General features: G+C 69.2%; 23 protein-coding genes. 12 read left to right on the top strand and 11 right to left on the bottom strand.

The genetic code is table 11. The features are described 5' to 3' along the window. The first annotated feature begins 52 nt into the window (after window positions 1-52). Window positions 53-1,420 carry a sulfatase gene (locus tag M1L36_RS04805; RefSeq protein ID WP_369694206.1) on the top strand — a complete coding sequence of 456 codons (1,368 nt, stop codon included), beginning with the start codon at window positions 53-55 and terminating at the stop codon, window positions 1,418-1,420. 47 nt (window positions 1,421-1,467) lie between these two features. Here M1L36_RS04805 and M1L36_RS04800 read toward each other — a convergent pair whose 3' ends face one another. Further along, complete coding sequence (locus M1L36_RS04800; RefSeq protein ID WP_250872573.1) at window positions 1,468-1,896, bottom strand: hypothetical protein; 429 nt, start codon at window positions 1,894-1,896, stop codon at window positions 1,468-1,470. A 176-nt stretch (window positions 1,897-2,072) separates the two neighbouring features. Next, the gene (locus M1L36_RS04795) at window positions 2,073-3,485 is read right to left on the bottom strand and encodes an FAD-binding oxidoreductase (RefSeq protein WP_250872572.1); all 1,413 of its coding nucleotides are present in this window, start codon (window positions 3,483-3,485) and stop codon (window positions 2,073-2,075) included. A gap of 141 nt (window positions 3,486-3,626) precedes the next feature. Between M1L36_RS04795 and M1L36_RS04790 the strand changes: the two genes are divergently transcribed. Both M1L36_RS04790 and M1L36_RS04785 read left to right on the top strand, forming a co-directional pair. Then, window positions 3,627-4,598: a quinone oxidoreductase family protein gene (locus tag M1L36_RS04790; RefSeq protein WP_250872571.1), complete on the top strand. Its 972-nt coding sequence runs from the start codon at window positions 3,627-3,629 to the stop codon at window positions 4,596-4,598. A gap of 4 nt (window positions 4,599-4,602) precedes the next feature. After that, window positions 4,603-4,800 (top strand): hypothetical protein, encoded by a 198-nt coding sequence (locus tag M1L36_RS04785; protein ID WP_250872570.1) that lies wholly within the window; start codon window positions 4,603-4,605, stop codon window positions 4,798-4,800. 37 nt (window positions 4,801-4,837) lie between these two features. Here M1L36_RS04785 and M1L36_RS04780 read toward each other — a convergent pair whose 3' ends face one another. Further along, a complete protein-coding gene (locus tag M1L36_RS04780; RefSeq protein WP_250872569.1) occupies window positions 4,838-5,530 on the bottom strand; it encodes a 6-hydroxymethylpterin diphosphokinase MptE-like protein in 693 nt (230 codons plus the stop codon). 264 nt (window positions 5,531-5,794) lie between these two features. Here M1L36_RS04780 and M1L36_RS04775 point away from each other — a divergent pair, with 264 nt between their 5' ends. The 4 genes from M1L36_RS04775 to M1L36_RS04760 all read left to right on the top strand — a co-directional run bounded on the left by M1L36_RS04775 (window position 5,795) and on the right by M1L36_RS04760 (window position 9,517). Continuing rightward, entirely contained in the window at window positions 5,795-6,805 is a 1,011-nt protein-coding gene (locus M1L36_RS04775) for a M48 family metallopeptidase (RefSeq protein ID WP_250872568.1), read from the top strand. A 13-nt stretch (window positions 6,806-6,818) separates the two neighbouring features. Next, window positions 6,819-7,958: a M48 family metallopeptidase gene (locus M1L36_RS04770; protein WP_250872567.1), complete on the top strand. Its 1,140-nt coding sequence runs from the start codon at window positions 6,819-6,821 to the stop codon at window positions 7,956-7,958. A gap of 54 nt (window positions 7,959-8,012) precedes the next feature. Beyond that, window positions 8,013-9,059, top strand: coding sequence for a M48 family metalloprotease (locus tag M1L36_RS04765; protein ID WP_250872566.1), 1,047 nt, complete (start codon window positions 8,013-8,015; stop codon window positions 9,057-9,059). Window positions 9,060-9,136: 77 nt separating this feature from the next. Further along, window positions 9,137-9,517 carry a DUF7344 domain-containing protein gene (locus M1L36_RS04760; protein WP_250872565.1) on the top strand — a complete coding sequence of 127 codons (381 nt, stop codon included), beginning with the start codon at window positions 9,137-9,139 and terminating at the stop codon, window positions 9,515-9,517. 53 nt (window positions 9,518-9,570) lie between these two features. Here M1L36_RS04760 and M1L36_RS21540 read toward each other — a convergent pair whose 3' ends face one another. Then, window positions 9,571-11,229: a bacterio-opsin activator domain-containing protein gene (locus tag M1L36_RS21540; RefSeq protein WP_250872564.1), complete on the bottom strand. Its 1,659-nt coding sequence runs from the start codon at window positions 11,227-11,229 to the stop codon at window positions 9,571-9,573. A 119-nt stretch (window positions 11,230-11,348) separates the two neighbouring features. On the opposite strand from M1L36_RS21540, the gene M1L36_RS04750 reads away from it, so the two are divergent. Both M1L36_RS04750 and M1L36_RS04745 read left to right on the top strand, forming a co-directional pair. After that, window positions 11,349-11,873, top strand: coding sequence for a DUF8114 family protein (locus M1L36_RS04750; RefSeq protein ID WP_250872563.1), 525 nt, complete (start codon window positions 11,349-11,351; stop codon window positions 11,871-11,873). A gap of 71 nt (window positions 11,874-11,944) precedes the next feature. After that, window positions 11,945-12,673, top strand: coding sequence for an RNA methyltransferase (locus M1L36_RS04745; protein ID WP_250872562.1), 729 nt, complete (start codon window positions 11,945-11,947; stop codon window positions 12,671-12,673). Window positions 12,674-12,695: 22 nt separating this feature from the next. Here M1L36_RS04745 and M1L36_RS04740 read toward each other — a convergent pair whose 3' ends face one another. After that, window positions 12,696-12,881, bottom strand: coding sequence for a hypothetical protein (locus M1L36_RS04740; RefSeq protein ID WP_250872561.1), 186 nt, complete (start codon window positions 12,879-12,881; stop codon window positions 12,696-12,698). Window positions 12,882-12,973: 92 nt separating this feature from the next. Here M1L36_RS04740 and M1L36_RS04735 point away from each other — a divergent pair, with 92 nt between their 5' ends. Beyond that, window positions 12,974-15,547 carry a penicillin acylase family protein gene (locus M1L36_RS04735; protein WP_250872560.1) on the top strand — a complete coding sequence of 858 codons (2,574 nt, stop codon included), beginning with the start codon at window positions 12,974-12,976 and terminating at the stop codon, window positions 15,545-15,547. A 27-nt stretch (window positions 15,548-15,574) separates the two neighbouring features. Here the strand turns inward: M1L36_RS04735 and gatE are convergent, their stop codons facing one another. After that, complete coding sequence (gene gatE / locus M1L36_RS04730; RefSeq protein ID WP_250872559.1) at window positions 15,575-17,437, bottom strand: Glu-tRNA(Gln) amidotransferase subunit GatE; 1,863 nt, start codon at window positions 17,435-17,437, stop codon at window positions 15,575-15,577. A 165-nt stretch (window positions 17,438-17,602) separates the two neighbouring features. On the opposite strand from gatE, the gene M1L36_RS04725 reads away from it, so the two are divergent. After that, window positions 17,603-18,403: a DUF7537 family lipoprotein gene (locus M1L36_RS04725; RefSeq protein ID WP_250872558.1), complete on the top strand. Its 801-nt coding sequence runs from the start codon at window positions 17,603-17,605 to the stop codon at window positions 18,401-18,403. A gap of 88 nt (window positions 18,404-18,491) precedes the next feature. On the opposite strand, the gene M1L36_RS04720 is transcribed toward M1L36_RS04725, so the two are convergent. Next, entirely contained in the window at window positions 18,492-18,953 is a 462-nt protein-coding gene (locus M1L36_RS04720) for a DUF4395 family protein (protein WP_250872557.1), read from the bottom strand. A gap of 106 nt (window positions 18,954-19,059) precedes the next feature. Continuing rightward, on the bottom strand, window positions 19,060-20,466 hold the full coding sequence (locus M1L36_RS04715) for a class II fumarate hydratase (RefSeq protein ID WP_250872556.1): 1,407 nt from the start codon (window positions 20,464-20,466) through the stop codon (window positions 19,060-19,062). A gap of 115 nt (window positions 20,467-20,581) precedes the next feature. Between M1L36_RS04715 and M1L36_RS04710 the strand changes: the two genes are divergently transcribed. After that, window positions 20,582-20,908 (top strand): hypothetical protein, encoded by a 327-nt coding sequence (locus M1L36_RS04710; protein WP_250872555.1) that lies wholly within the window; start codon window positions 20,582-20,584, stop codon window positions 20,906-20,908. 184 nt (window positions 20,909-21,092) lie between these two features. Here the strand turns inward: M1L36_RS04710 and M1L36_RS04705 are convergent, their stop codons facing one another. From M1L36_RS04705 to M1L36_RS04695, 3 genes are all read right to left on the bottom strand, one after another. Beyond that, entirely contained in the window at window positions 21,093-22,307 is a 1,215-nt protein-coding gene (locus tag M1L36_RS04705) for an HAD family hydrolase (RefSeq protein WP_250872554.1), read from the bottom strand. Beyond that, window positions 22,304-23,359, bottom strand: a complete 1,056-nt coding sequence (gene trmB, locus M1L36_RS04700; protein WP_250872553.1) for an HTH-type sugar sensing transcriptional regulator TrmB — start codon at window positions 23,357-23,359, stop codon at window positions 22,304-22,306. The genes M1L36_RS04705 and trmB overlap by 4 nt, the downstream gene beginning before the upstream one ends. 141 nt (window positions 23,360-23,500) lie before the next feature. Continuing rightward, window positions 23,501-23,959, bottom strand: coding sequence for a DUF7344 domain-containing protein (locus M1L36_RS04695; protein WP_250872552.1), 459 nt, complete (start codon window positions 23,957-23,959; stop codon window positions 23,501-23,503). Between the last annotated feature and the right edge of the window lie 369 nt (window positions 23,960-24,328).

Below are 24,328 nucleotides of genomic sequence, written 5' to 3'. Positions count from 1 at the left end.
CTATCGAGGTCGCATAGCAAATATAAGAACGACCCACTCGTCTGGCTAGGCAGTGGCAGCGACTGTCGTGCTGATAACGGTTGACTCGCTTCGGGCGGACGCGCAGCACGCGATGCCGACCCTGCAACGACTCGCCGACGACGGGACGCGCTTCACCCGCGCGTACGCCCGAGGCAACTGGACGCCGTTCTCGTTCCCGAGTCTCCTCGGCGCGGACCCCGTCTTCGCCGACGGTCCGCGGGTCGGCCCCTCCGCGCGCGAGACGCTCGCCGAGTCCCTGCAACGGGCGGGCGTCGAGACCGTCGGGCTGAACGCCGCCAACGGCTTCCTCACCGAGCACTGGGGCTACGAACGCGGCTTCGACACGTTCGAGACGTTCCTCGGCGGGTCCCGGTGGCTGGCCGCCCACCCGACCGTCCAGGGGTGGGTCCAACTCGCCGCCGCACCGGGACGACGACTGCGCGCGAAACTCACCGGCGACGACGACCGCATCGCCGTCGACACCTCCCACCTCAAGGCGCTGGAGGACTACGCGACCGCGACCATCGAGGACGCCGACGGCCCGCTGTTCTGCTGGCTCCACTACATGGACACGCACACGCCGTACCTCCCCGCGCCCCGCCACATCCGGGCGGTGTCGGGCGGCACCGGGAGCGGGACGATGCTCCGAGCGCACGTCAACGCCGGTCTCGGTCGCGAGGTGGGCGACCGGGCGCTCGACGACCTCCGGACGCTGTACCACGGCGCGGCCCACCAGGTCGACGCGAGCATCGGGCGCGTGCTGGAGTCGCTCCGCGAGGCCGGCCGGGGCGACGCCACCGTCGTCGTCGCGGGCGACCACGGCGAGGAGTTCCAGGAACACGGCCACCTCGCACACTACCCGAAGCTGTACCGCGAACTCGTCCACGTCCCGCTCGTGGTCGGCCGGGCGGACGGCGTGGGCGAGTCGCGAACCGCCACGGCCCCGGTCGGACTCGACGCCGTCCCGGCGACGGTGCTCGACGCGTTCGACCTGCCGACCGCCGACACCGAGGGCGACAGTCTACTCCCGATGGTCCGCGGCGGCGAGCAGGTCGGCGGCGACCCCGTCGTCTCCGTCGCGGTTCGGGGCCCCTCGGTGACGAGCCAGCCGATTCCCCGACGACTCGACGACGGGGAGGTGCTCGTCAGCGTCCGCGACGAGCGGTTCACCGCCATCGTCCACGTCGACGCCAGTGTGACCGAGTTCTACGACCGCTCGTCGGACGACGGCGAACAGGCCGACGTGAGCGGCGAGGAGCGCTACGCGGACGTCCAGGAACGCTTCGAGCGTATCGCCGCGGAGCACGCCGCGACGCTCGGTGGCGACGGTGACGACGAGGGGCCGCGAGCCGTCCCCGACGACGTGGGGGACCGCCTGAAGGCGCTCGGCTACCGCTGAACCCAAAGCGCTCCGAAGGGACGAACAGACTCGGCACTGTGACGCTTTCAGTTCGATTCTGTCGAGGGAAGCGTCACTGGAAGGTTGGCTCGTGAGGTCGCGAGGCGTTGTCTGAACAGACCCGAGTCTTCTCGTTCGTAGTAATCGACGACGATCGTGGAATCGTTCCAAAGGTCGGGCGAGTCGATGACGACGTACTTCGGGACCGTCCCCGAGGTGACGGTGACGTTCGTTCTGTATTCGACGGTTCCGACCCGCTCCGATTGATACAGGCGTCCTTGCTCGTCGTACAGGAGGACGGTGACGTTTCGATACGTCGGCGGGTTCGATTGGATCTTGTCGTTGGTGACGACACCAGTCATCTCGAACCCGTTCTCGACCGAGAACCTCCCACTGAATCCGACCTGATCGTCTCCATCGCCTTCCGTGAAGAGGAACAGACTGGTCATCACGAGTGCCGCGACGGTAGTTGTCACGAGTAGCGTGACGGCTGCTGCAACCAACACGTACCTGACACCGCGTCGCATTCACCCGGCCTCATAGAGTGCCACGAAATTCACGCATACGAACACGTGTACGAACGACCGCGGTGCAACCGGATGACGTTTTGCCTCACTTCGCTCTCGTCACGGTCCAAAGGCCGACTGGTCCGTCAGTCGTCGGCGTCCAGTCGCACGCGCCCGCCCTCCAGCGTCTCGGGGAACATCTTTCCGGGGTTGAGCGTGTCGTTGGGGTCGAGCGCGCGTTTGACCCGGCGCATCGCGTCGACGCTCGCGTCGCCGTGTTCGAGGAGTAGGTACTCGCGTTTGCCCATGCCGATGCCGTGTTCGCCGGTGCAGGTGCCGCCGACCTCGATGGCGCGTTCGACGATGTCCCGGTACACCTGCTCCCCGACCTCGCGGACCTCGGGGTCGTCCGGGACGAGCACCGAGTAGTGGAGGTTCCCGTCGCCAGCGTGGCCGAAGCAGGGCACGGGCAGGCCGTACTCCTCCTCTAGCTCCTTCGCGTAGCGGATGATGCCCGGGTACTCGCTGATAGGGACCGTGATGTCGCCGGGGTGGAGGGGCTGTTGTTCGGGGTCCCAGGCGCGGGCGGCGAACGCGAGTTCCCGCCGGGCCGCCCACAGTTCGTCCATCTCCTCCTCCTCGGCCATCTCGAAGCGTTCGACGCCGTGTTCCTCGAACACGCTCTCGCAGAACGCGACCTCCTCCTCGACGCCGTGGTTGGCGTGGAACTCCAGGAACGTCATCGGCGCGTCGGGGAGGTCGCTGCCGAGGTAGTCGTTCGCCATCGTCGCGCTCAGGCCGTCGATGAGTTCTATCTTCGCGACGTCCACGCCCGAGCGGACGGCGTCGAAGACGGCCTCGGCGGCGTCGTCGAGCGTCGGGAAGATAGCCCGGCCGCCGCGAATCTGCTCGGGACGGCCCTGGAGGGCGAGCGTCGCCTCGGTGACGACCGCGAGCGTCCCTTCGCTGCCGACGAGCAGCGACTTCAGGTCGTAGCCGCTGGAGGTCTTGACCGCACGCGACCCCGAGCGGACGACGCTGCCGTCGGCGAGGACGGCTTCGAGTTCGAGCACCCAGTCGCCCACTTCGCCGTACTTGACGGTCTGCATTCCACTGGCGCTGTTGGCTATCATCCCGCCGATGGTCGAGAGGTTCCCCGAGGAGGGTAGCGGCGGGAAGAACAGGCCGTACTCCGCGACGGCGTCGTCGACGGCGGTCCCCATCACGCCCGGTTGGACGTCGATCTGGAAGTCGTCGGGACGCACGTCGACGACCTCGTTCATCCCCATCAGGTCCATGCTGATACCCGCGAACGCGGGGACCGCATTACCCTCCAGACTCGTCCCCGCGGCGTAGGGCGTGACGGGGACACCGCGGTCGTCGGCGGCCGCGAGCACCGTCGACACCTCGTCGGTCGACTCGGGGCGGACCACCGCGTCGGGGCGAGTCTTCTTGTCGGTCTCCTGGGTCCCCCAGTCGGCGGCGTGACTCTCCAGGTCGCCCTCCTCGAACGAGACGGCGACTTCGAGGTCCGAGAGGAACGAACAGTCGTATGGCATGTGCTGACAGGTGCGTTCGCGCAGTGATAACTCTAGGCGACCCGTGTGCCGGGTCGGACCCCCTCGCCGGGGAGCGGAAACTCCCCGCGGTGCGTTCGCAGTTCCGACCGGCTTTATGCCGGTCCCGGCCGGAGGCCGACCATGCAGGTCATCGAGGTGACCGAGTTCGGCGACACGAGCGGGATGCAGGTGAGCGAACGCGACGTCCCCGACCCCGGCGAGGGCGAGGTCCGCATCGAGGTCCGCGCGGCGGGCATCAACTTCGCGGACATCATGCAGCGCCGTGGGCACTACCAGGGTGGGCCACAGCCGACGTACGTCCCCGGGATGGAGGTCGCGGGTGTCGTCGACGCCGTCGGCGAGGGCGTGGGCCGCTCGGAAGGTGACGAGGTCGTCGGGATGGTCGACGGCGGGGGCTACGCCGAGTACGTGACCGCCGACGCCAGCGGCCTGTTCGACATCCCCGACGGTATGAGCTTCGAGGAGGCCGCGGGCTTCCCCGTCCAGTTCCTCACGGCGCACAACTGCCTCCACGAGTGGGGCGGCCTCGAAGAAGGGGAGAAGGTGCTTATCCACGCCGCGGCCGGTGGCGTCGGCACCGCCGCGGTCCAGATCGCCAGCGAGGCGGGCGCGGAGACGTTCGGCACCGCGAGCACGCAGGAGAAACTCGACCTCGCGAGCGACCTCGGTCTCGACCACCCGATAAACTACACCGAGACCGACTTCGCCGACGAAGTGAACGACCTGACCGACGGCGAGGGCGTCGACCTCGTGCTCGACGGTATCGGGAGCGAGACGACCGAGGAGAGTCTCGACTGCCTCGCGCACTTCGGCCGGATGGTCAGCTACGGCGCGGCCAGCGGCGAACCGGGACGGCCCGACACCGCCTCGCTCCTGTTCGCGAACCAGCGCGTCATCGGCTACCACCTCGGGCAGGCGATGTACCGCGCGCCGGGGAAGGTGATGAGCGCGGTGCCACCGCTGACGGAGATGCTCTCGACGGGCACGCTCGAGGTACAGGTCGGCGAGACGTTCGCGCTCGAAGACGCCGTCGAGGCCCACGAGTACATCGAGGACCGCCAGTCCAGCGGCAAGGTCCTCCTCGTCCCGTAGCCCGGTGTTCCGTCCGACCCGTACCGTCGTCGGCTACGCCCTGCTGTTCGCGGTCCCCGTCGGTGCGGGACTGGGTGTGGCCGTCGAGACGGCCGGCCGACCGACGGGCCTCGCCGTCACTCTTGGAGGGGGCGTCGCACTCGTCTTGTTTCTCGTTCTGCTCGCGGTGTTCTCGGCGGGGAGCGTCGAGGGCGAAGCGTGACTCGCTTCGGTCGCCACCCACCGGGGCGACGGCCGCCTCACTCGACCGGTAGCGCGCTCGTGTCGATGGCGTCACGGCGACCGTCCAGCACGACGAACCGCTCGTCGCGTCGCCGCTCCAGCCAGTAGAGCAGGCGTTCGGCCCACGCGAGTTTCCGGCGTTTCTCGGCGTCGACGGTCGGGTCGTCGAACGTCCAGCCCGGAAACACGAGCGACCCCGCTCCGAAGTGGTCGGCGAGGAACGCCGCCCGGTCGCCGTCGGTGAACCCGCCGACGTTCTCGACGGGACCGACCGGTTCGGCTTGCGTCGTCGGGAGCGTCCACTCGTCGACCAGTTCGGGGACGTACGCCTCGACGAGCGGTCGGTTGTCCCCGTGGGCGTGGACCGCGACGGGCGTCCCCTCGCGGGTCAGTTCGACGGCCGTCTCGGGGTTCTTGTCGAGGTCGGTCACCATGCAGTCGACGGCGACGCCCGCGTCCCGACAGGTGTCGACGGCCGTCGAGGCGGCCACGACCACGTCGGCGCGGCGAGCGAGGTCCAGGTCGTCGGCCAGCGAGGGGGCCGCGCCGCAGACTGCGACGGCTGCCCCCTCGAACAGGGGGAGTCGGTCGTGGTCGAACGACGTCGTCAGCGTCGCGAGGCGGTCACGGACCCGTTCGTCGCCGGTTCTGTCGTAGCCGAAGTCGCGGAGGATGGCATCGTAGACGGGGCTCCAGTCGCTGTAGCGCATGCTCAGTGTGTGATAAACCGTAGGTCGGGCGGCCACCAAGTACCCCTACCCGCGTGGCCGACCGACTCGCATCCGTCGATATTTACGGAGGAGGTATAAGTTTTCTCTTAGCTGTCGGCTGACCGGACGACGGGCGTCAGACGCTGCCCGGAAGCGACTCAGAGACGGCCCGTAACGGTCGGTGAACGGTGACAACGAGGGGCGGTTCTCCCGTCGCGAGAACACCCCTCGGAACTTATCACCGAGAACGACCAACCCGGGGACATGAACTGGTCCCTCGACCGCGACCTCCGACGGTGGATGGTGCTGACGCTCCTCGCCCTCGCGCTGGCGACGCTCGTGTTCGGCGTGGGACTCGCGTTCGTGCTCGCTTGGGGGGCGACGTGGCTCGCCGGCGTGGTCGGCCACCCGCTGTCGCCGCTCGCGGCGTTCGGTCTCGGCGCGCTGGCGACGGTCGTCGGTGGCGTCGTCCTCGTCTACCGGGCGCTCCAGCGCGACGCGGCCGAGACGTTCGACGCCGAGGCGGTCGGTCCCGACGCGTACCCGACCCTCCACGCGGCGGTCACCCGGATGGCACAGGCGGCGGACCTCCCGACGCCGAGCATCCACGTCGCGGACCGGGAGCGCCCGTTCGCGATGACGACGGGGCTCTCGACGGCCGACGCGCGACTCGTCGTCTCGACGGGTCTGCTCGACGCGCTCGACGAGCGCGAACTGGAGGCGGTGGTCGCCCACGAACTCGCCCACGTCAAGAACCGCGACGCCACCGTCATGACGCTGGTCGAGTTGCCGCTGTCGAGCGCGCGTGGTCTCGCGAAGGGCCTCCAGCACAGCGGTGGTGTCCACTTCGTCCTGCTCGCCGTCGCGGCCGCCTCCTACGCCTTCTGGGGAGTGGGGCGGACGCTCGTCGCCTCGCTCTCCCGGAGCCGCGAACTCGCCGCCGACCGTGGCGCGACCGCGTTGCTCGGGGACGCTGCGCCGCTCGCGAGCGCGCTGGACACGCTCGCCGCCGACGGTCGAACGACCCCCGAGACCGACGCCCGCGAGAACGCACTCGCGGCGCTGTCGGTCGTCCCGGCCGACCGCGGCGAACCGGGGCCGAAACTCACCTACGAGAAGCGTCGGCCGATACTCTGGGGCCTGCGACTGCCGGTCCGACGCGCCCGCCGGGCGGTGAACGTCCGGTACGTCCGCCCCGCACTGGCGACCCACCCCGCCACCGCCGACCGCGTCGACCGACTGCGCGCGCTCGAACGCGAGCAGCTAACCCGGTGAGTCCAGCGGCCGGATGAGTTACGACCCGAACCGGAGCGTGCAGTGGCCGCGTGCGTGGTCGCTCTACCTCCGACTCGTCGTCGCGCTGCCCGTTCTGGTACTCCTCGGTCTCGCGACCCTCGGCGTCGCCGCGTTCGTCCTGATCCTGTTCGGAGCTGTGGCGACTATCGGACTGTACATGTTCGGCATCGGACCGGTGGCGGTCGGCGCGGTGGCGACCGGCGCGACCGACGTCGACGCGTGGGGGACCGTCGAGTGGGGGGTGACGGGGGGCTGGCTGCTCGTGTTCGTCCTGTTGCTCGTGCGGTTCACCGCGCATCAGGTACGCTCGTGGCTCGGTGGAGTCGCCGAGTGGGTCCGCTCGCTGACCGACACGGTCGACGCGCTGTTCCCGGAGACGCCGACCCGTCCGGTGACCGACGAACGACTCGTCGCGACGACCACCGCGCTCGCCCAGCAGGCCGACCTCCCGACACCCGACCTCGTCGTCGCCGAGACCGAGACGCCCGAGGCGCTCACCGTCGGCTACCGGCCCTCGACGACGACGGTGGTCGTCACGGACGGTCTCCTGGAGACGGTCGGCGACCGCGAACTCGAAGCGGTGGTCGCCCACGAACTCGCCCACGTCAAGAACCGCGACGCGGTGGTGATGACGCTGGTGTCGTCCGTCGTCGCTGGCGCGACCCTCCTCTTCGGCTTCGTCTGGGGGACCGACCGGAGTCACGACGGCATCGACGGGTTCGCCCCGTACGTCTCCGTCGTGTTGCTCCCCATCGTGTTCCTCGCGCGGGCGGTCGTCGCCCTCGTCGCCCGCGTCCGAGAGCGGGCGGCCGACCGGGGCGCGGTCGCGCTCACCGGCGACCCGGCAGGGCTGGCGAGCGCGCTCGACACGCTCGACACGACGCTCGACAGTCCACCAGCCGAGGACCTCCGCCACGAGGAGCTCGTGGCGCTCTCCATCGTCCCACCGCCACGCGAGTCCGTCGAGTCCAAGCTCTCGTGGGAGCGTCGTCGCCCGGTTCTCTGGGGCCTCCGCAGGCCGGTCAGACGCGCGTTCGTCCTGGGCTACCGACGGGCGTACTCGACGCACCCACCGACCAGCGACCGCATCGAGCGGCTACGGAGTCTCGAACGAACCGCCGAACGCACCTGAACACGCGTCCGCCCCTCGACCGAGTGTTTTTGTCGTCGGCCCCGAACGGCCCGTATGGATTGGTCTCCGGACCGTCATCTCCAGCTACGGATGGCGGCGACGCTGTTCGCGCTCGTACTGACCGTCGTCGTCGCGACGCTCGCCGTCTGGGGAATCGTCCTGGCGATGACCGCCGTCGCGGGGGCCGTCGTCGGTGGCGTGCTCGAACGCGAGGGGCTCCTCCGCGCGGTCGGTGTCGACTCCCTCGTGTCCCTCTGGGTCGCCAGCAGCGCGCTCCTCACCATCGGACTGGTCGGGTACGTCGCACACAGACAACGAACCGCCCCGGACTACGCCGTCGCGACGACCGGTGCACGGCGCGTCGACCGCTCGGACGCACCGGCCCTCCTCGACACGGTCCGGTCGGTCGCCCAGCAGGCCGACACGCCGGTCCCCGACGTCTACCTCGCCCCGACGGAGACGCCGCTGTCGCTGGTGACCGGCTACGCCGAGTCGAACACCCACCTGGTCGTCTCGACGGGCCTGCTCGACGCGCTCGACGAGCGCGAACTCGAAGCAGTGCTCGCCCACGAACTCGCCCACGTCAAGAACCGCGACGCCACCGTCATGACCACGACGGGGCTGCTCACCATGGCTGCCTCGCGGGTGTTCGAACTGCTCCGTGGACCGACGGCCGGTGTCGAACACGGCCGAGTCAGTCGGGCATCGTACGCCGACGCCGTCGTCACCGTCGGGTTGCTGTTCGCCGCGCCGGTCTGGGCGGTGGGTCGCGTGCTCGGCGCGTCGCTCTCCAGAGCCCGCGAGTTCGCCGCCGACAGAGGGGCCGCCGCCATCACCGGGGACCCGGCCGCCCTGGCGAGCGCGCTGCGGAGCGTCGAGGAGCGCCTCGCCGAGCACGACGCTCCCGACCGCCGGAGTCCGGTCGTGGCGTCGCTGTCGATCGTCGGCCGGTCGCCGCCCGCAGGCTCGACGGTGCTCGGGCCGGTGTGGCGACTCGGACGACGAATGCTCGCGAGCCACCCCCCGACGAGCGCCAGAACCGAGCGACTCCGACACCTCGAACGCCGTCAGGAGACTACAACAATCACAGATTCGGACTAATCGACCGAATTGACAGTTTTTCCCTAACCCATTAGGTAGCCTCACTTAACCACTGGCTGATGTCGGCCAGTACAAGGATGGCACACCCACAACCCTCCACCGAGACGCCGGTCGGTTCGCCCTCGGCGTCCACCGGCGGTATCGCGATGGACCACCTGTTCGCCGCGCTCGACCACCGCTGGCGACGCCGTGCAGTCCGCCGTCTCGCCGACGAGTCCGCCGAGGAGGACGTCGACGGCTTCGTCGGCGCGCTGGTAGCCCACCACCCGCAGTCCGACGCCGACCTCTCGACCGTCCGCGTCGAGTTCCACCACGTCCACCTCCCGAAACTCGCGGACTACGGTGTCGTCGACTACGACCCCGAGCGTGGCCGCGTCGCACCGGGGCCGCACTTCGAGGAGACGGCGGCGTGTCTGTTCGCCGTGCAAGAAGAGCGCGCGTACGTCCGCGAGAACTGAGTCAGCGCCTCCGAGGTCCCCCGCAGCCGAGTGCATCCCTTTCTCGTCGACGCTCAGGCCGACTGGTCCTCGACGACCGACGAGAGCAGTTTGCCGAGGCCCACCTGGAGGTGCTGGTGGAACGTCGGCGGCGAGATGTCGAACGACGCAGCGATGTCCGTCCCCGAGGAGTCACGCGGCCACTCGAAGTAGCCCGCGTGGTACGACGCCTCGACGATGGAGCGCTGGCGGTCGGTGAGGCCGGCGAGCGGACTCACGTCGGGGCGGGCGTCGACCGGGTGTTCGACGGTCCGTTTCGCCAGTAGCTCCGCCGTGGGGTACGACCCGCGGACGGTCGCGATGAACTCTCGAACGTCCGTCTCCGGGGAGACCTCGACGACGACGCGGCCGGTTCCCTCCTCGACGACGGCTTCGGTGACGTTCGCACCGGCGTCGGCGAGGGTGGCGACCGCCGAGTCCTCCGAGACGATGGCCTCGAACACCTGCTTCCCGTCGCGTTCGGCGACCGCCTTCACCCGGTCGATGGCGGGGATGGCGGCGGCCTCCTCGCGGACCCGGTCCCCGTCACACCCCGAGAACACCAGGTAGAGGATGGCGGTGCCGGAGGCGAGCGGGACGAACCCGTCGAGGCGGACCGGGCAGTCGACCCGCGCCGAGAGGTCGACGATCGCCGACGTGTCGACGGCGAGTTCGAGTTCGACGACGCTGTCGGCGTTGAGCAGTCGGCGGTTCTCCAGGGCGGTGATTGCGTAGCCGACCGTCTCGCCGAGCAAGCCGAGTGCGGTCCGCTCGGACTCGGTGAACGGCGTGTTTCGGGTCGTGTGTACGATGAGCGACCCGTGGGTCGTCTCGTTGTACGCCATCGGGACGACGACGTAGCCGGAGGCACCGGACTCGAAGACCGCCTGCGAGAGGGGGTCTTCGGGGGCCGTGTCGGCCAACTCGTGGTGGACACAGCGCTCGCTCGTCGCGATGCCGACGGCGCTCTCCGCACGCGTCTGGTGGGAGAGGTCGCCGGCCGCGTCGAGGAAGCCGTCGTCGTCGCCCGCGAACGTGCGGGGTCTGATGCCGTCGTCGTTGACGTCCCGTTGGGTCGTCCAGGCGAACGAGTAGAGGTCGTCCTCGACGACTAGTCCGTCACAGAGGCCCTGTTCGAGCTGTTCGCGACTGTCGGCGTCGAACAGTCGCTGTGTCAGCCCGCGGATGAGTTCGCCGACGCGGTTGCTCGTCTCCAACTCCTGGTTGTGCTGCCGAGCGCGCTGCTCGGCGAGCTTCTGGTCGGTGACGTTCAGGTGGAGGACGAGCACGAACCGCTCGCCCTCGTGGACGAACCCGACGGCACGCATCGTGAACCACCGCTTCTCGTCGGGGGCGTGACACGGGTAGTCGAACGCGAACTCCTCGCGCTCGCCCGCGAGCACGGCCTTCAACCCCTCGGCGGCGGTCGTCGCGGACTCGTCGTTCGCCGTCTCGGTGACCGAGAGGTAGTTGGACCCGATGGTGTGGGGGTCGCCCTCGATGTCGTTCGCCTCCCCGAACTCGCGCCACGCCTCGTTGGTGTAGACGATCTCACCGTGACCGTCGAGGATGGCGACCTGTGTCGGGAGGGTGTCGAAACTCGCGCTTGCGAGCGGATGGGACCGAAAGACCGAGCGCGTCGTGGGCGCGCCCTCGGCCGAATCCGACTCAATGTTGTTTCCGAAGTTGCTCACACTTCTCCTCACGCCGGTCGGTCCGACTTGAACGACTTATGGAAGGGCCGAGGAAAAGGGTGTGCGTTGCACACCCGACGAAACACGTCCCTTTTCTCGCCGCGTCGGGTACGACGAGTATGAGCAAAGTGAGCATCGGGCTCCGGGGTTGGCGATTCGACGAGCAGGAGATACTCGGCGAGGACGGAACGCTCAAGCCGCTCGCGCAGATTCCGCCCGAGCCACGCGAGCGCATCGCCCGTCTGGCGACGCTCGTCGACCAGCCGTGTGACGTCTGCTGGCTGATTCACGGCGAGGAGGAGAAACGACGTTGCAAGCAGGCGAAGGTGGTGTACGGGGAACCGCTGGGCGAGGTGTTGCTCTGCGACGACCACGAGCGGGAGTTCCTCTACTGGTTCCGCGAGGTCGGCGGCGCGGACCTCGCGGGCGACCGTCTCATGCAGAACGCCTTCCACCAGTGGTTCGTCGCCGAGGGCGAGGTGCCCGACGACTACGGAGGGATGGAGCACGTCGACACCGACCCCGACGAACTCGTCCAGCCCGAACCGAACCCACAGCTCGACGACCTGGAGACCGAACTCGCCGAGATGAGCGAGGAGGAACGGGACGCACTCGGAATCGACTTCTCGGACCTCGACCTCTGAGGTCGGCGAGGCACTGCCGGCGGGACCGCCGAGACGCGCCGTTTTTCACTAACGGCCGGCAACTCCGTCCAATGAACGTCGCGGTCGCCGTCGTGGACGCCCAGACCCCCGGCAACGTCGGGACCATCGCACGGGCGATGAAGAACTTCGGCCTCTCCGAACTCCTCCTCGTCGACCCGCCGGAACTCGACGAGGACGGCGAGGCCTACGGCTTCGCCGGACAGGCCCGCGAGGACGTCCTCCCGGACGCCCGCGAGGTGAGTCTCGACCACGTCGTCGAGAACTACCACACCGTCGGGACGACCGCCGTCACGAACGACGACGAGCGTCGGCACGTCCGTTACCCGTTCCGGACGCCGCGCGAACTCGCCGAGTCGCTCGAAGGCGTCGAGACCGACGTCTGCGTCGTGTTCGGTCGCGAGCGCGTCGGCCTGCACAACACCGAACTCGAACGGATGGACGAGGTGTGTACCATCCCCGCCAGCGCCGACTACCCCGTCCTCAACCTCGGGCAGGCGGCGACCATCGTGCTGTACGAACTGCGGACGCTCACGCTGGAGGAGTACCAGCACCCCACGGAGGTCGACCGCGCGCCACAGGAGGACGTCGTCGGTCTCCACGACCAGTGGGCCACGTTCGTCGAGACCGCGGGTATCGTCGAGGAGCGCCGCCAGCAGACCCGTCGCATGTTCCGTCGCCTCGTCGGTCGCGCCCACCCGACGACCCGCGAGGTGAGTACGCTCCGGGGTATCCTGCGCCGGGCCGAGAACCGCATCGAGGACCCAGAGCGCTACGAGTAGGCGGTTCGCCCCGGCGGGACGGTCAGAGCAGGAGACCGAGCAGCAGGTAGCCGCCGACGGTGGCGACGACCGACGTCACCAGCGACCGGAGGTAGTGGTTCGGGACGCCGAGACGGTCGAGACTCCGGTAGGTCGTCCCGACGAGCGCGAGCGAACAGGCAGCCAGCAGGCCGAGCGTGAGGGTCGCGTCGAGGAGACCGGAGACCATACCCTACCGTCCGACCCGACCGGGGTGAGCCTTCTGCCGTGACCGTCACCGGCGCATAGCTTCTTGGTCCGCGAGTGTGTCACTCGACAACAATGAACGACGAGACGGACGTCGAGCTGTTGACCGACGAGTACGGCGTGAGCCACGTCTACGCCGACTCGCGGTACGCGCTGGGGTACGGCCAGGGGTACGCACAGGCTCGCGACCGCCTGTTCCAGATGGACGTGTTGCGACACGTCGGCTACGGCGACAGCGCGAGCGTGCTCGGCCCCTCGCAGGTCGCCTCCGACCGGCAGGTCCGCCGTGACCTCTACACGCGCGCGGAGCTCGAACGGCAGTACGAGCGCGTCCCGCCCGAGGCGAGGGCGGTGCTGGAGGGGTTCGCCGCGGGGGTCAACCGGCGACGCGCGGAGGCGATGCGCGACCTACCCGCGGAGTTCCTCACGCTCGGCCACCTCCCCGAGCCGTGGGAACCGCTCGACACCGTCGCCATCCTCGCGTACATGATCGGCTTCTTCGGCACCTTCGGCGGCCACGAGATCGGTAACGCCGCGCGGTTCGCTCGGCTCGAAGAGACCCTGGGCGACCGCGAGACGGCGTACGAGGCGTACGGCGACCTCAACTGGCTGCGGGTGCCCGACGACCACACCGCGACGCTCGACGATGCTCACGACGGCGGCGAGGACCTGCTCCCGTTCGAGGCGGTCCCCGACGAGCAACTCGACCTCGCGAGCGCGGCGCTCGGCGCGGTGCCGTGGGGCGAGCAGGAGGGGAGCGTCTTCGGCCTCCAGCGGGCGCGCGGCGAACTCGCGGGCTTCGAGTGGGGGTCGAACGCGCTCGTCGTCGCGGGCGAGCAGACGGAGACCGGGTCGCCGCTCATGTTCGGCGGCCCCCAGATGGGCTACTTCCGCCCGCCGGTCATCCACGAGGTCGGTCTCCACGGTGCGGGGTTCGACTGTGCCGGAATCGCCGTCGTCGGCACGCCCGGCGTCGTCATCGGTCGCACGCCCGAGTTCGCGTGGTCGGTGACCAGCGGCTACGACGACATGCGCGACACCGTCGCCGTCCGACTCCACCCGACCGACGACGACCGCTACTACTGGCGTGGCCGCTGGCGCGAGTTCCGAACCGAGGAGGTGACCCACTCGCCGTCGCGACTCGGAGCACTCGCCGACGGCCAGCGACCGGCCGGCAGCGAGACTCAGCAGTTGGCGTGGATCGAGGCGGGCGGGGCGACGATGCCCGTCGTCGCGTGGAACCCGACCGAGCGCGTCGCGTGGGCGCAGCGGACGACGACCCGCGGGCAGGAACTCGAAGCCGCGCTCTCGTGGGCGGAACTCGGCGCGCTCGACTCGCCCGCCGAGGCCGAAGCCCACCTCGCGGAGTTCCCGTTCAGCTTCAACTTCCTGTTCGCCGACGACGAGGAGGTGCGACACCTCCACACCGGGCGCGTCCCCGGACGACCGGACGACGTCGACCCCCGCCTGCCGGTGCCCGCCGACGCGTTCCGCTGGCACGGCACGCGCGTCGGGGCGGGTCTCGAACTCTCGGGGACCGACCCCGAACGGGGCTACTTCTGCCAGTGGAACAACGCCCCCGCGACGGGGTGGCGAGCGGGCGACGCCGAGGGACGTTGGGGCTCCATCCACCGCGTCGACCTGCTCGACGACGTCGTCCAGGAACACCTCGCCGACGGGCCGTTGTCGCTCGGCTCCGTCGAGGCCATCCTGAAGGAGGCCGCCACGCGTGACCCGGTGGCTCGTCACTCCGCGCCGATTCTCGCCGACGTGGCTCGCGAGAGCGAGGACCCACAGGTGCGAGCGATGGCCGACGAACTCGACGCGTGGCACGAAGCGGGCTACACGTGGGCGGAGGGGGCGGCCGACCCCGACGACCCCGAACGGGACGGCGGGTTCGATGCGGACGGCGACGGCCGTTACGACTTCGCGGCGATGGCGATCTGGGAGGAGACGCGACAGGAGCTACAGGCACGCGTGTTCGGTCCCGTGCTCGGCGACCTGACGCCCGAACTCGTCTTCGACCCGCCGCTGGACGTCCACCCCGAGGAGAACGAGGACCCTCACGCGGGCGACCACGCTCGCACCGACCGCGACGTGGCGCTCGTGGCGGCACTCGAAGGCGAGACCGCACACGACTGGTTCGAAACTCCCGAATCGGCCGACGATTCGCGAGCGAACCGGGACGCGGAACGGTCCGGTGGTGGGGACCGAGACAGCGTCGTCCTGGACGCGATGGGGGCCGCCGCCGAGACGCTCACCGAGGAGTTCGACAGCGACGACCCCGCCGACTGGCGACGCGACCTCCGAACGACCGGGTTCTCGCCGATGGGTGGTCTGCCGGTCTGTGAGATTCCGATGGTCAACCGCGGGTCGTGGAACCAGGTCGTCTCGCCGGCCGAGGACCGAGGGCGAGGGGTACTCGCACCCTCGAACGTCGGCCACCTCTCGGCGCGAGACCTCGCGGGTGCGGTCCGGGGGTCGGTTCCCGAGCGACTCGAAGACCAACTGTCGCTGTACGAGGAGTTCGACTACAAGCCGTTCCCCGTCGCCCGGCGTCGGGTCGAGGAGCGCGCCGAGCGCCGGACCACCCTCGACGCCGAACCGCCGGGGAGACTGCCGCGGCTGCGGGGGCTACTGGGACGCTGACGGCAGAAGACGGGTCGGCGCCCGGTCTCAGGCGCGTTTCTGAATCTCCTCGCGCAGGACGGCGCTGACGAGTTCGCCGTCTGCCTTCCCGCGGAGCGCGCCCATCGCCTCGCCCATCAGCCCGGAGAACGCGCCCATCCCCTCCTCTTCGACCTGGTCGCCGTTGCGCTCGACGACCTCGGCGATGGTCTCGCGGACCTCGCTCTCGTCGACGCCGGCGACGCCGGCCTCCTCCGAGGCCTCTTCGACGCTCATCTCGGGGTCCTCGGCGAGCGCCCGGAGGACGGGGTCGACGCCCTCCTTCGCCAACTCGTCGGACTCGACGGCTTCGAACACGGCGAGGAAGTGGTCGTCGCGGAGGTTCTCCACGGACACGTCGTCACGGCGGAGTTTGGTGACGGTCGACTCCAGCGTCCCGGCGGCGAGCGTCGGGTCGACACCCTGCTCGACCGCCGTCTCGAAGACGGGCATCCGTCGCCCGAAGGCGACCTGCTCTGCGAGCCCCTCGCCGAGGCCGTACTCCGCGACGTAACGGTCGACGCGCTCGGTGAGCAGTTCGGGCGTCTCGACCGCACCGAGGTCGAGGTCGACAGGCGGGACGTCCGTCTCGGGGTACATCCGGGCCGCGCCGGGCAGTGGGCGCAGGTACCGGGAGGTGCCGTCGTCGTTCGCGCCGCGGGTCTCCTCGGGGACGCCCTCGACGGCGACCTCGGCGCGCTCCGCGACGGCGTCGATGGCGCTCTCTGCGACCGACGCACTGGCCGCGACGAGCGCGACGGCGTCGTCGTCGCTCGCGTCGACGGCCTCTCGGAGAGACGCGACCTCCTCCGCCGTGACGCCGTAGGCGGGCAGTTCGTCGGTGTGGAAGATACCGCCCGCCCCCGAGCGTTTGACGTGGTCGGAGAACTCCGTCCCGAGGCGGCGGTCGGGCTGGATCTCCCGGCCGACCAGACCGTCGAACCCGTAGAGGGGCACGGCCATCACCTTCGCCGCGCCCGCGATGACGCCGCTGTCGGTGTCGGCGAACGTGTCGCTCACGTCCCGTGGGTCGCCGACGCTGGCGTCGCGGTCGGCGAGTTCGTCGCGGATGGCGACGAGTTCGACCTGCCGACCCACCTCGTTCCGGACGATGTCGGCGATGTCGGCGAGACTCTGGACGCCCTTCAACTCGACGCGCGCGCCCTCCGCGATGGAGATGTTGACGTCCTGGCGGATGGTTCCCAGCCCGCGTTTGACCTGGCCGGTCGAGCGGAGCAACATCCCGATCTGGGCGGCGGCCTCCTGGGCCTGCTCGGGCGAGCGGATGTCGGGTTTCGTGCCGATCTCGACGAGCGGGATGCCGAGCCGGTCGAGCGCGTAGGTGACGCCGTCGTCGCGTTCTTCGACGCGGCCGGCGGACTCCTCTTCGAGCAGGAGGTCGGCGACGCCCACGGGACCGTCGTCGGTCTGGATCTCGCCGTCGGTGCCGACGAGCATCGAGCGCTGGAACCCGGAGGTGTTCGACCCGTCGACGACGAGTTTACGCATCACCTGCCCCTGGTCGACGGACGTCGCGTCGAGCAGGGCGGCTATCTCCTGGACGACTTCGAGCGCTTCGTCGTCGATGCGGTGGGGCGGTTCGTCGTCCTCCTCGACGAGACAGGTCGTGTCGAACGCGAGGTACTCGAACGCGCGGTCGACGCGGCTCTCTTCGAGCGCGGCGTCGTCTATCTCGCCGAGTTCCGAGCGTGTCGGGTGGAGGTAGCGCGTCACCGAGCGCGTCGCCTCCTCGGGTTCGCGGCGGGTCGTCGGACAGCCACAGAAGAGCTTCGTGGCGGTGTCGAGTTGCTGGTGGATCTCCAGCCCCGCCACGAGACCGAGGTCCTCGTAGTCGTGCTCCGGGGTACTCATGGCCGGGAATCCGCGACGGGACGGTAAAAAACCAGTCAGTCGCGGTCGCCCCCGCCGCCCAGGTCCGGGGACCACCATCGACTCCTCTCCCGGTGAGCGACTCGGTCGCGAGACTGTCTGAATCACGGTGAACGCTTATCTTCGCGTTCGTTGTACGACTGCCTCATGCAGCGAGCGGGGGTGTCGCTCGTGCTCGTCGTCCTCGTGGTGCTCGCCGGGTGTAGCAACGCGGGTAGCACCGCTCCGGCGGTCACGCCGGCGGCGGTGCCGGACGACGAGGCGACGGCCACTCCACAACCGGCCAGACTGACCGCCGAGAGCGCCGCGGACGTGGACAGGGTGGCGACGGCCCATCGAGCGGCGACCGCGGGTCGGTCCTACACCGCACACCTCTCCGTGCGGACGGTCACCACCGACGCCGAGGGCAACCGGTCGCGCCTGCTGGAAGGGCGGGCACTCGTCGAGGGTAGCGACCGCCGGCTCGACAGCGAGTCGGTGATGTGGTCGATTCCCGGCGGCGAGGGCCACGCCGACGTCCGCGAACGGTTCGTCGACGGGTCGGCCCGACTGACGCGACACGTCCAGGACGGAGCCACCGAGTACGCCGGCGCTCCCGACGAGTGGAGCACGGTCACGAACCGGTCGCTGACTCGCCTCGTCGACCTGTTCGCGGGGGACGACGCGACCGTCGAGCGACGGGAAGGGGTGGACGGGACACGGTTCGTCGTCGAGACGACGACACCGCCGCCGCAGTGGAACGTCTCGTCGTTCGACGCGCGACTCGTCGTTCGGGAGTCGGGGCTCGTCGAGCGACTCGACGCGTCGTACGTCAGGACCGTGTCGGGGTCGGTGGTGGCCGTCGAGACGACGGTTCTCTACTCGGCCGTCGGCACGACGACGGTCGAACGACCACCGTGGTTCGACGAGGCTCGGCGGGCGGCCGCGAACGGGTCGAGCACCGACTGAGAAACGACCCGTTCCCGAGGGGATCCCACGCCCGAGGCGCGGCGAGTGCCGGTGACGGCCGGGAGGTGGAGAAGAGCGATTCGGGACCTCAGACCAGGCCCAGACGTCGAACGAACGACACCTGCCGGTAGAACCGACAGCCGACGCAGATTCCCGTGACAGCCGCCAGGCCGGCGAGCACGGCGACGACGGCCGCGAGGACGGACCCCACCAGCGCGAACCCCGCGAGGAACGCGAGGCTGGCGAGGAGCGTCATCCCCGCCCCGACGAGGCGGGCGAAGCGGTGGGGAGCGGCGGGTTCTCGGTCGGCGGGGCGGCCAACGAGCGGGAGCATCCCGCGTCGCCACAGCGTCGCGTAGGCGTCGACACGCCACCCCGAGACCACCGCGAGGACGAGCACAGTCGCCACCGCGTAGACGAACGCGGGTGTGAGCGCGATACCGAGAACCATCCCGCTCGCGGTGAGCGCCTGTCCGAACCGTGGGGCCCGGGGGTCGACCATCGTCACGTCGGGGGTCGAAGCCGCCTGCCGGGCCGTCGCAGTAGCCATTACCAGTTCCAACAGCCCCGAGCTATAACCCCTGTTCCGGTCGTGACCAGACGGGTGCACAACCGTCCCGGCCGACGTCGTCGCTGACGGGCGATACGGCGCGTACTCAGTCGTCGCCGAGGATGCCGGGGTCGGTCATCGCCATCGGGTCGAGCACCTCGTCGGCCTCGTCTTCGGTGAGGTAGCCCTCCTCGACGGCGACCTCGCGGACCGTCTTGTCCTCCGCGAGCGCCTGTTTCGCGACCTTCGACGCCTTGTCGTAGCCGATGGCCGGGTTGAGCGCCGTCGCCAGCGCCATCGAGCGCTCGACCTGCTCCTCGCAGGTCTCGCGGTCGGCCTCCAGTTTCGCGACGAAGCGCTCGCCGAACGTCTCGGCGCTGTTGGCGAGCATGTTCGTCGACTCGAGGAAGTTGTGCGCGAGCACCGGTTTGTAGAGGTTGAGGTCGATCTGGCCCTCCGCGGCACCCGAACTGACGGCGGCGTCGTTGCCGACGACCTGCTTGTGGACCTGGTTGACGGCCTCGGCGACGACCGGGTTGATCTTCCCGGGCATGATGGAGCTTCCGGGCTGGTTCTCCGGCTGGTCGATCTCACACAGGCCGTTTCGCGGCCCGGAGGCGAGCAGACGGAGGTCGTTGGCGATCTTGTTCATCGACCCGGCGACCGTGCGGAGCGCGCCGTGGCCCTCGCTCATGGCGTCGTGAGCGGCCTGTGCCTCGAAGTGGTTGTCGGCCTCGCGGAACGGGAGGCCCGTCTCCTCGGCGATGTACTCTGCGGCCAGTGGCGGGAACTCGGGGTCGGTGTTCAGTCCCGTCCCGACGGCGGTGCCGCCGAGTGCGAGTTCGGCGAGGTGGTCGGTGGTGTGCTCGACGCGCTCGATGCCCTTCTCGATCTGGGCGCGGTAGCCGCCGAACTCCTGTCCGAGACGGACGGGCGTGGCGTCCTGCAGGTGCGTGCGGCCGGTCTTGACGATGTCGTCGAACTCCTCCTCCTTGGCGGCGAGTTCGTCGCGCAGCGTCTCCAGAGCGGGAATCAGGTCCTTCTCGACGGCCTCGAGCGCGGAGACGTGCATCGCCGTCGGAATCACGTCGTTCGAGGACTGCCCGAAGTTGACGTGGTCGTTGGGATGGACCTCGCGGGAGCCGATCTCGTGACCGAGGATCTCGGCGGCGCGGTTGGCGATGACCTCGTTGGCGTTCATGTTCGAAGAGGTCCCCGACCCTGTCTGGAACACGTCGACGGGGAACTGGTCGTCGTGGTCGCCAGCGATGACCTCGTCGGCGGCCTCGACGATCGCCATCGCTTGCTCTTCTTCGAGGTTGCCGAGTTCGGCGTTCGCCTGGGCGGCCGCCTTCTTGACGACCCCGAGGGCGCGGACGAACCGTCGCGAGAAGGTGATACCCGAGATGGGGAAGTTCTCGACCGCCCGCTGGGTCTGTGCACCCCAGTAGGCGTCGGCGGGCACCTGCATCTCTCCGAGACTGTCGCGTTCAGTCCGATGCTCGTCGGTCATGGCTGGGGCGACGCCCGGCCGTGGCGTAAAACCCACCGAAACCCGTCGCGAACCGCCGTGACATCTTCTTTCGAATCTGAGTAAACCTTTTGTGGATACAGTCTAAGGGGATACTATGAGTACGAGAGTTGGTGCCACGGAGTCCGAGCACGCGACCGCCGAATCGAGCGTCGGCGTCGGTATCGAACTCGCGGGGCTCTCGCTCGTCCGAGCGGGCGTCTCGCGCGACCAGATGTCGCTCCCAGACGGGGCGACGGTCGTCGACGCCGTCGAACGCCTCGCCGAGAAACACGGCGAACCGGTCCGTCCTGCGCTGCTGGAAGGTGCACGCCTCCGCCAGGACACCGTCGCACACCGCCGGACCCGCGAGGGTTGGCAGCGCGTCCCCGGCGGCGAGCGCCTGCACCACGGCGACCGTATCCGCTTCCAGGTCAGCGACTGACCGCGTCGACCCGTCGACGAACCGCCGGCACCGGCCGGAGCGCTCGCCACCCGCGAGTACCATCCGGCCGACCACTCTCACCAGTTCTCGTCGTTCACCCCGACATCCGGACAGCACCGCCGACCGACCTCGCTCGACCCACGATGCCCGACTCGTGTAGCGAGCACGCCCTCCTTCTTCCCCCTCAGTCGAGGCCGGCGAGTCGGTCCAGCGCGTAGGTCATCCGGAGCATGCTCGCCGCACCGTCGCGTTCGAAGACGAGTTCGTCGGTCGCGAGGACGTGGTCCAAGACGACCTCCGAGGCGTGATGCGGGGCGGCGGCGATACCCGCGTCCTCCTCGGCGACCCACTCCATCACGCGCAGGTCGGACTTCGAGTCGCCCATGACGAGCGAGAACGGGTCGTCGATACCCAGCACGTCCAGTGCGGCGTCGACGCCCGCGACCTTGTCGAGTTCGTAACTCCCCAACTCGGCGGCGTCGCCGGGGTAGTAGCCCACCTCCAGGCGGTCGAGGCGCTCGCGGAGGTCGTCCGGAATCTCGGCGTCGGGAACGCCCGGCCCGCGTTCGAGGACGCCTCGAATCTCGGGGTCGGCGTGAGCGTAGAACGCTCGCGTCTGCTCGGCGCTCGCTCCCTCCAGTACGTCCCCGAGCAGGTCGAGCAGGTAGACCAGCGCCTCGTCGATGACCTGTATCGCCCGTTCGCTGCCGGTCTGGAAGTTCGGTTTCAGCGTGACGGTGAACTCGTTGCCCTGGAGGTGACAGCACTGGTTGACGCGTTCCGGGGCTTCGGGGAGCACGCGCGAGCGAATCTCGTCGAACGTCCCCCGGACGTCGGGGGCGAGGTCGTCGTACAGCAGGCGTTTGGTGTCCGGGCCGTGCCCTGGCGTGAACACGCCGTTGCCCGCCTCGTAGACGATGGAGAAGCGCCCGGAGTGGACGAGTTCGTTCCCCAACCCCTGCGTGATGAACCCCTTGACGTTCTCCAGGGTCTGACCCGTGCAGATGACGATGGGCATGCCGTCGTCGTGGAGTTTGGTGAGCAACGACAGCGTCTCGCGGGGTATCTCGTTGTCCGTGCGTCCCGCCGAGCGCAGCGTCTCGTCAACGTCCAGGACGAGGACGTTGACCGCACGGCCGTACTTGCCGAGCAGGTCGAGCGCGGTGAACGCCTCCTCGCGGGAGGCGTGGGCTGCGACGGCCGCGAACGTCTCCCCGACCGGGAACGACTCGCGGATGGCCCCCTTGCGCTCGTCGAGTTCGTCGCGGACCTCCTTCCACTGTTCGAGGGCGACGCGCGACCCGATGGCCGGGAACACGTCGGCGAGTTCCTGGTACGCTCGGAGCGTCTCGGCGTCGAACTCGTCGTACAGTTCGTAGAGGGCGTCGTAGCGCTTCACGCCCCTTCGCCCCCGATGTCGGCGCGTTCGACGTGAATCTCGTGGGCCTCGACGTCCTCGTGGGCGGCGACCCGGCCACCGACGCTGACCGGGCCGTCGTCGGTCTGGACGGTGAGCGTCGCCACCTCGTCCGAAGCCCCCAGACTCATCTCGCCGACGGTCCCCGTGACGCGGCGGTTCGCCCCCGTCAGCACGTCGCGGCCGACGACGGTGACGGTGAACTCGCTGTCGGCTTCCCGGAGGTCCTTGAGACACCGGCGGATGGAGGCGTAGCGGCGAGGGAACGCCTCGACGCCTCCGGAGACGAGCGACTCGGCGGTCGTCCACAGGACGGTGTTGAAGAACCCGCCGACGAGAAAGCCCAGCGCCGAGCGATTGAAGATGACGCCGTAGCGTTCGCTGCCGTCGGTGAGCGCGTCCTGCGTGGCGTACACCGAGCGTTCGCCGTCGGCGACGGCCATCACGGGCGTCGTGATGCCACGACGGACGCGGACCTCGGTCGCGACGTCCTCGTAGGCGAACTCCTCGACCGAGAGCGCGTCGCTCGCGGGCGTGACGATGAGCTCCACCGAGACGCCACGCGAGACCGCCGCGGCCAACTCCGCTTCGAACCGGTCGAGCAGGTCGGGCGTGAGCGAACACGACAGTTCGTACTCCGCGCTCTCGACGACGCTCTCCAGGTACCGGAGGATGCTCGGTCGGGACTTGACGAGCGAGACGGCCTCGGTGTCGCGCGCGGGGGCGGTGTAGCGCGCCGCGAGGTCGGTGACGAGTTCGTCGAGCGACTCCTGGACCGACGGGAACACGTCCTCGGGGTCGAGGGCGACGACGCGCATCGGGCGTGACTCACGGACCTCGACCATCCCGCGGTCGCTGAGTTTGCGGACCGTGTCGTACACCCGCGGCTGGGGGATGTCGGTGTGGTCGGCGATCTCGCTGGCGGTCAGGTCGCCGTGGTCGAGGACGGCGAGGTACGCCTCGATCTCGTACTCTCCGAAGTCGAACCGGTCGCCCATCAGTTCGAGCGTGCGACGTAGGTCGGTGGAACTCATAGCTTCGCTTCCGTGCGGCCGTCTAAATGGTTTACTCTGATTCGAGTGCAACGGCGTTCGGAACGAGTGGAAAAGTCAGACGGTCGCGTACGAGCGGTAGGGAGCTTCGAGCGACGGCGGGTGGGGGGCAGCGACGGCGTCTCAGCGACCGAAGATAGAGGAGAGGGTCGTGGTGAACCCCGACCCCGAGTTCCCGCGGTTCGCACCGCTCGTGTCGTCGGTCGACAGCGGCGTCTCGTCGAGGTACGGTGCGAACGCCTCGATGAGTGGGTTCGCGGTCACGGTCCCGCGGGCCTGGTCGTACTCGACGATGTCGTGCTTGGCGAGTTTGGGCATGTGGCCCTGGTAGAGCGAGATGTAGACGCGCTTTCGCCCGTCAGAGGAGAGCTCGTCGGGTTCGCAGCCGTTCTCCTTGGCCGCGACGAACTCCGCGAGTTCGCCGAGTTCGGTCGGCCCGTCGTTGTCGAGGAGGTACCGCATTACCTCGCGGCGGCGGCTGTTCGACAGCAGGTGGAACGCGTCGTCGCGCTCGACGGCCACGGACGACGTCGGCTCGGGGGCGGTCTCGGACGGGGTTTCCGTGAGTCGCTGTGAACTCATACTCAGTGCCATGAAGGTCACAGGGATAAACCGATGACTCCGTTGTCAGAGCCGCAACCGTTGCGGTCCGTTGCACCGAATTCGTTCGTACCGTTCTCCGTTCATCACTGTTCAAAACTCTTGTTTTTCCGCGTTTCAGAGGATGTCTGACGGGCGGCCGACAGTTCGAACGGGGTGATTCGGAAGCCACGTCGCTACTGACAGCGATGCGAGTGTTCGGTTCTCGTTAGGACGTCGACAACCCCACCCGACGTTCATTTACGAACCTTCGAAACGCGGCGAGGACCTCCGTCGAGGGATGTGACGGCGGTTCTGACCCCTGTGGTGCGTCGCTTCGAGCGTGGTCGACGGAGGCCGGTCTCTTCCCCC

Origin of the sequence: Halomarina rubra (assembly GCF_023699475.1) — an archaeon.
Classification (GTDB): Archaea; Halobacteriota; Halobacteria; order Halobacteriales; family Haloarculaceae; genus Halomarina; species Halomarina rubra.
The sequence above is the reverse complement of the archived record's forward strand: the minus strand, read 5'-3'. Positions and strand labels throughout refer to the sequence as shown.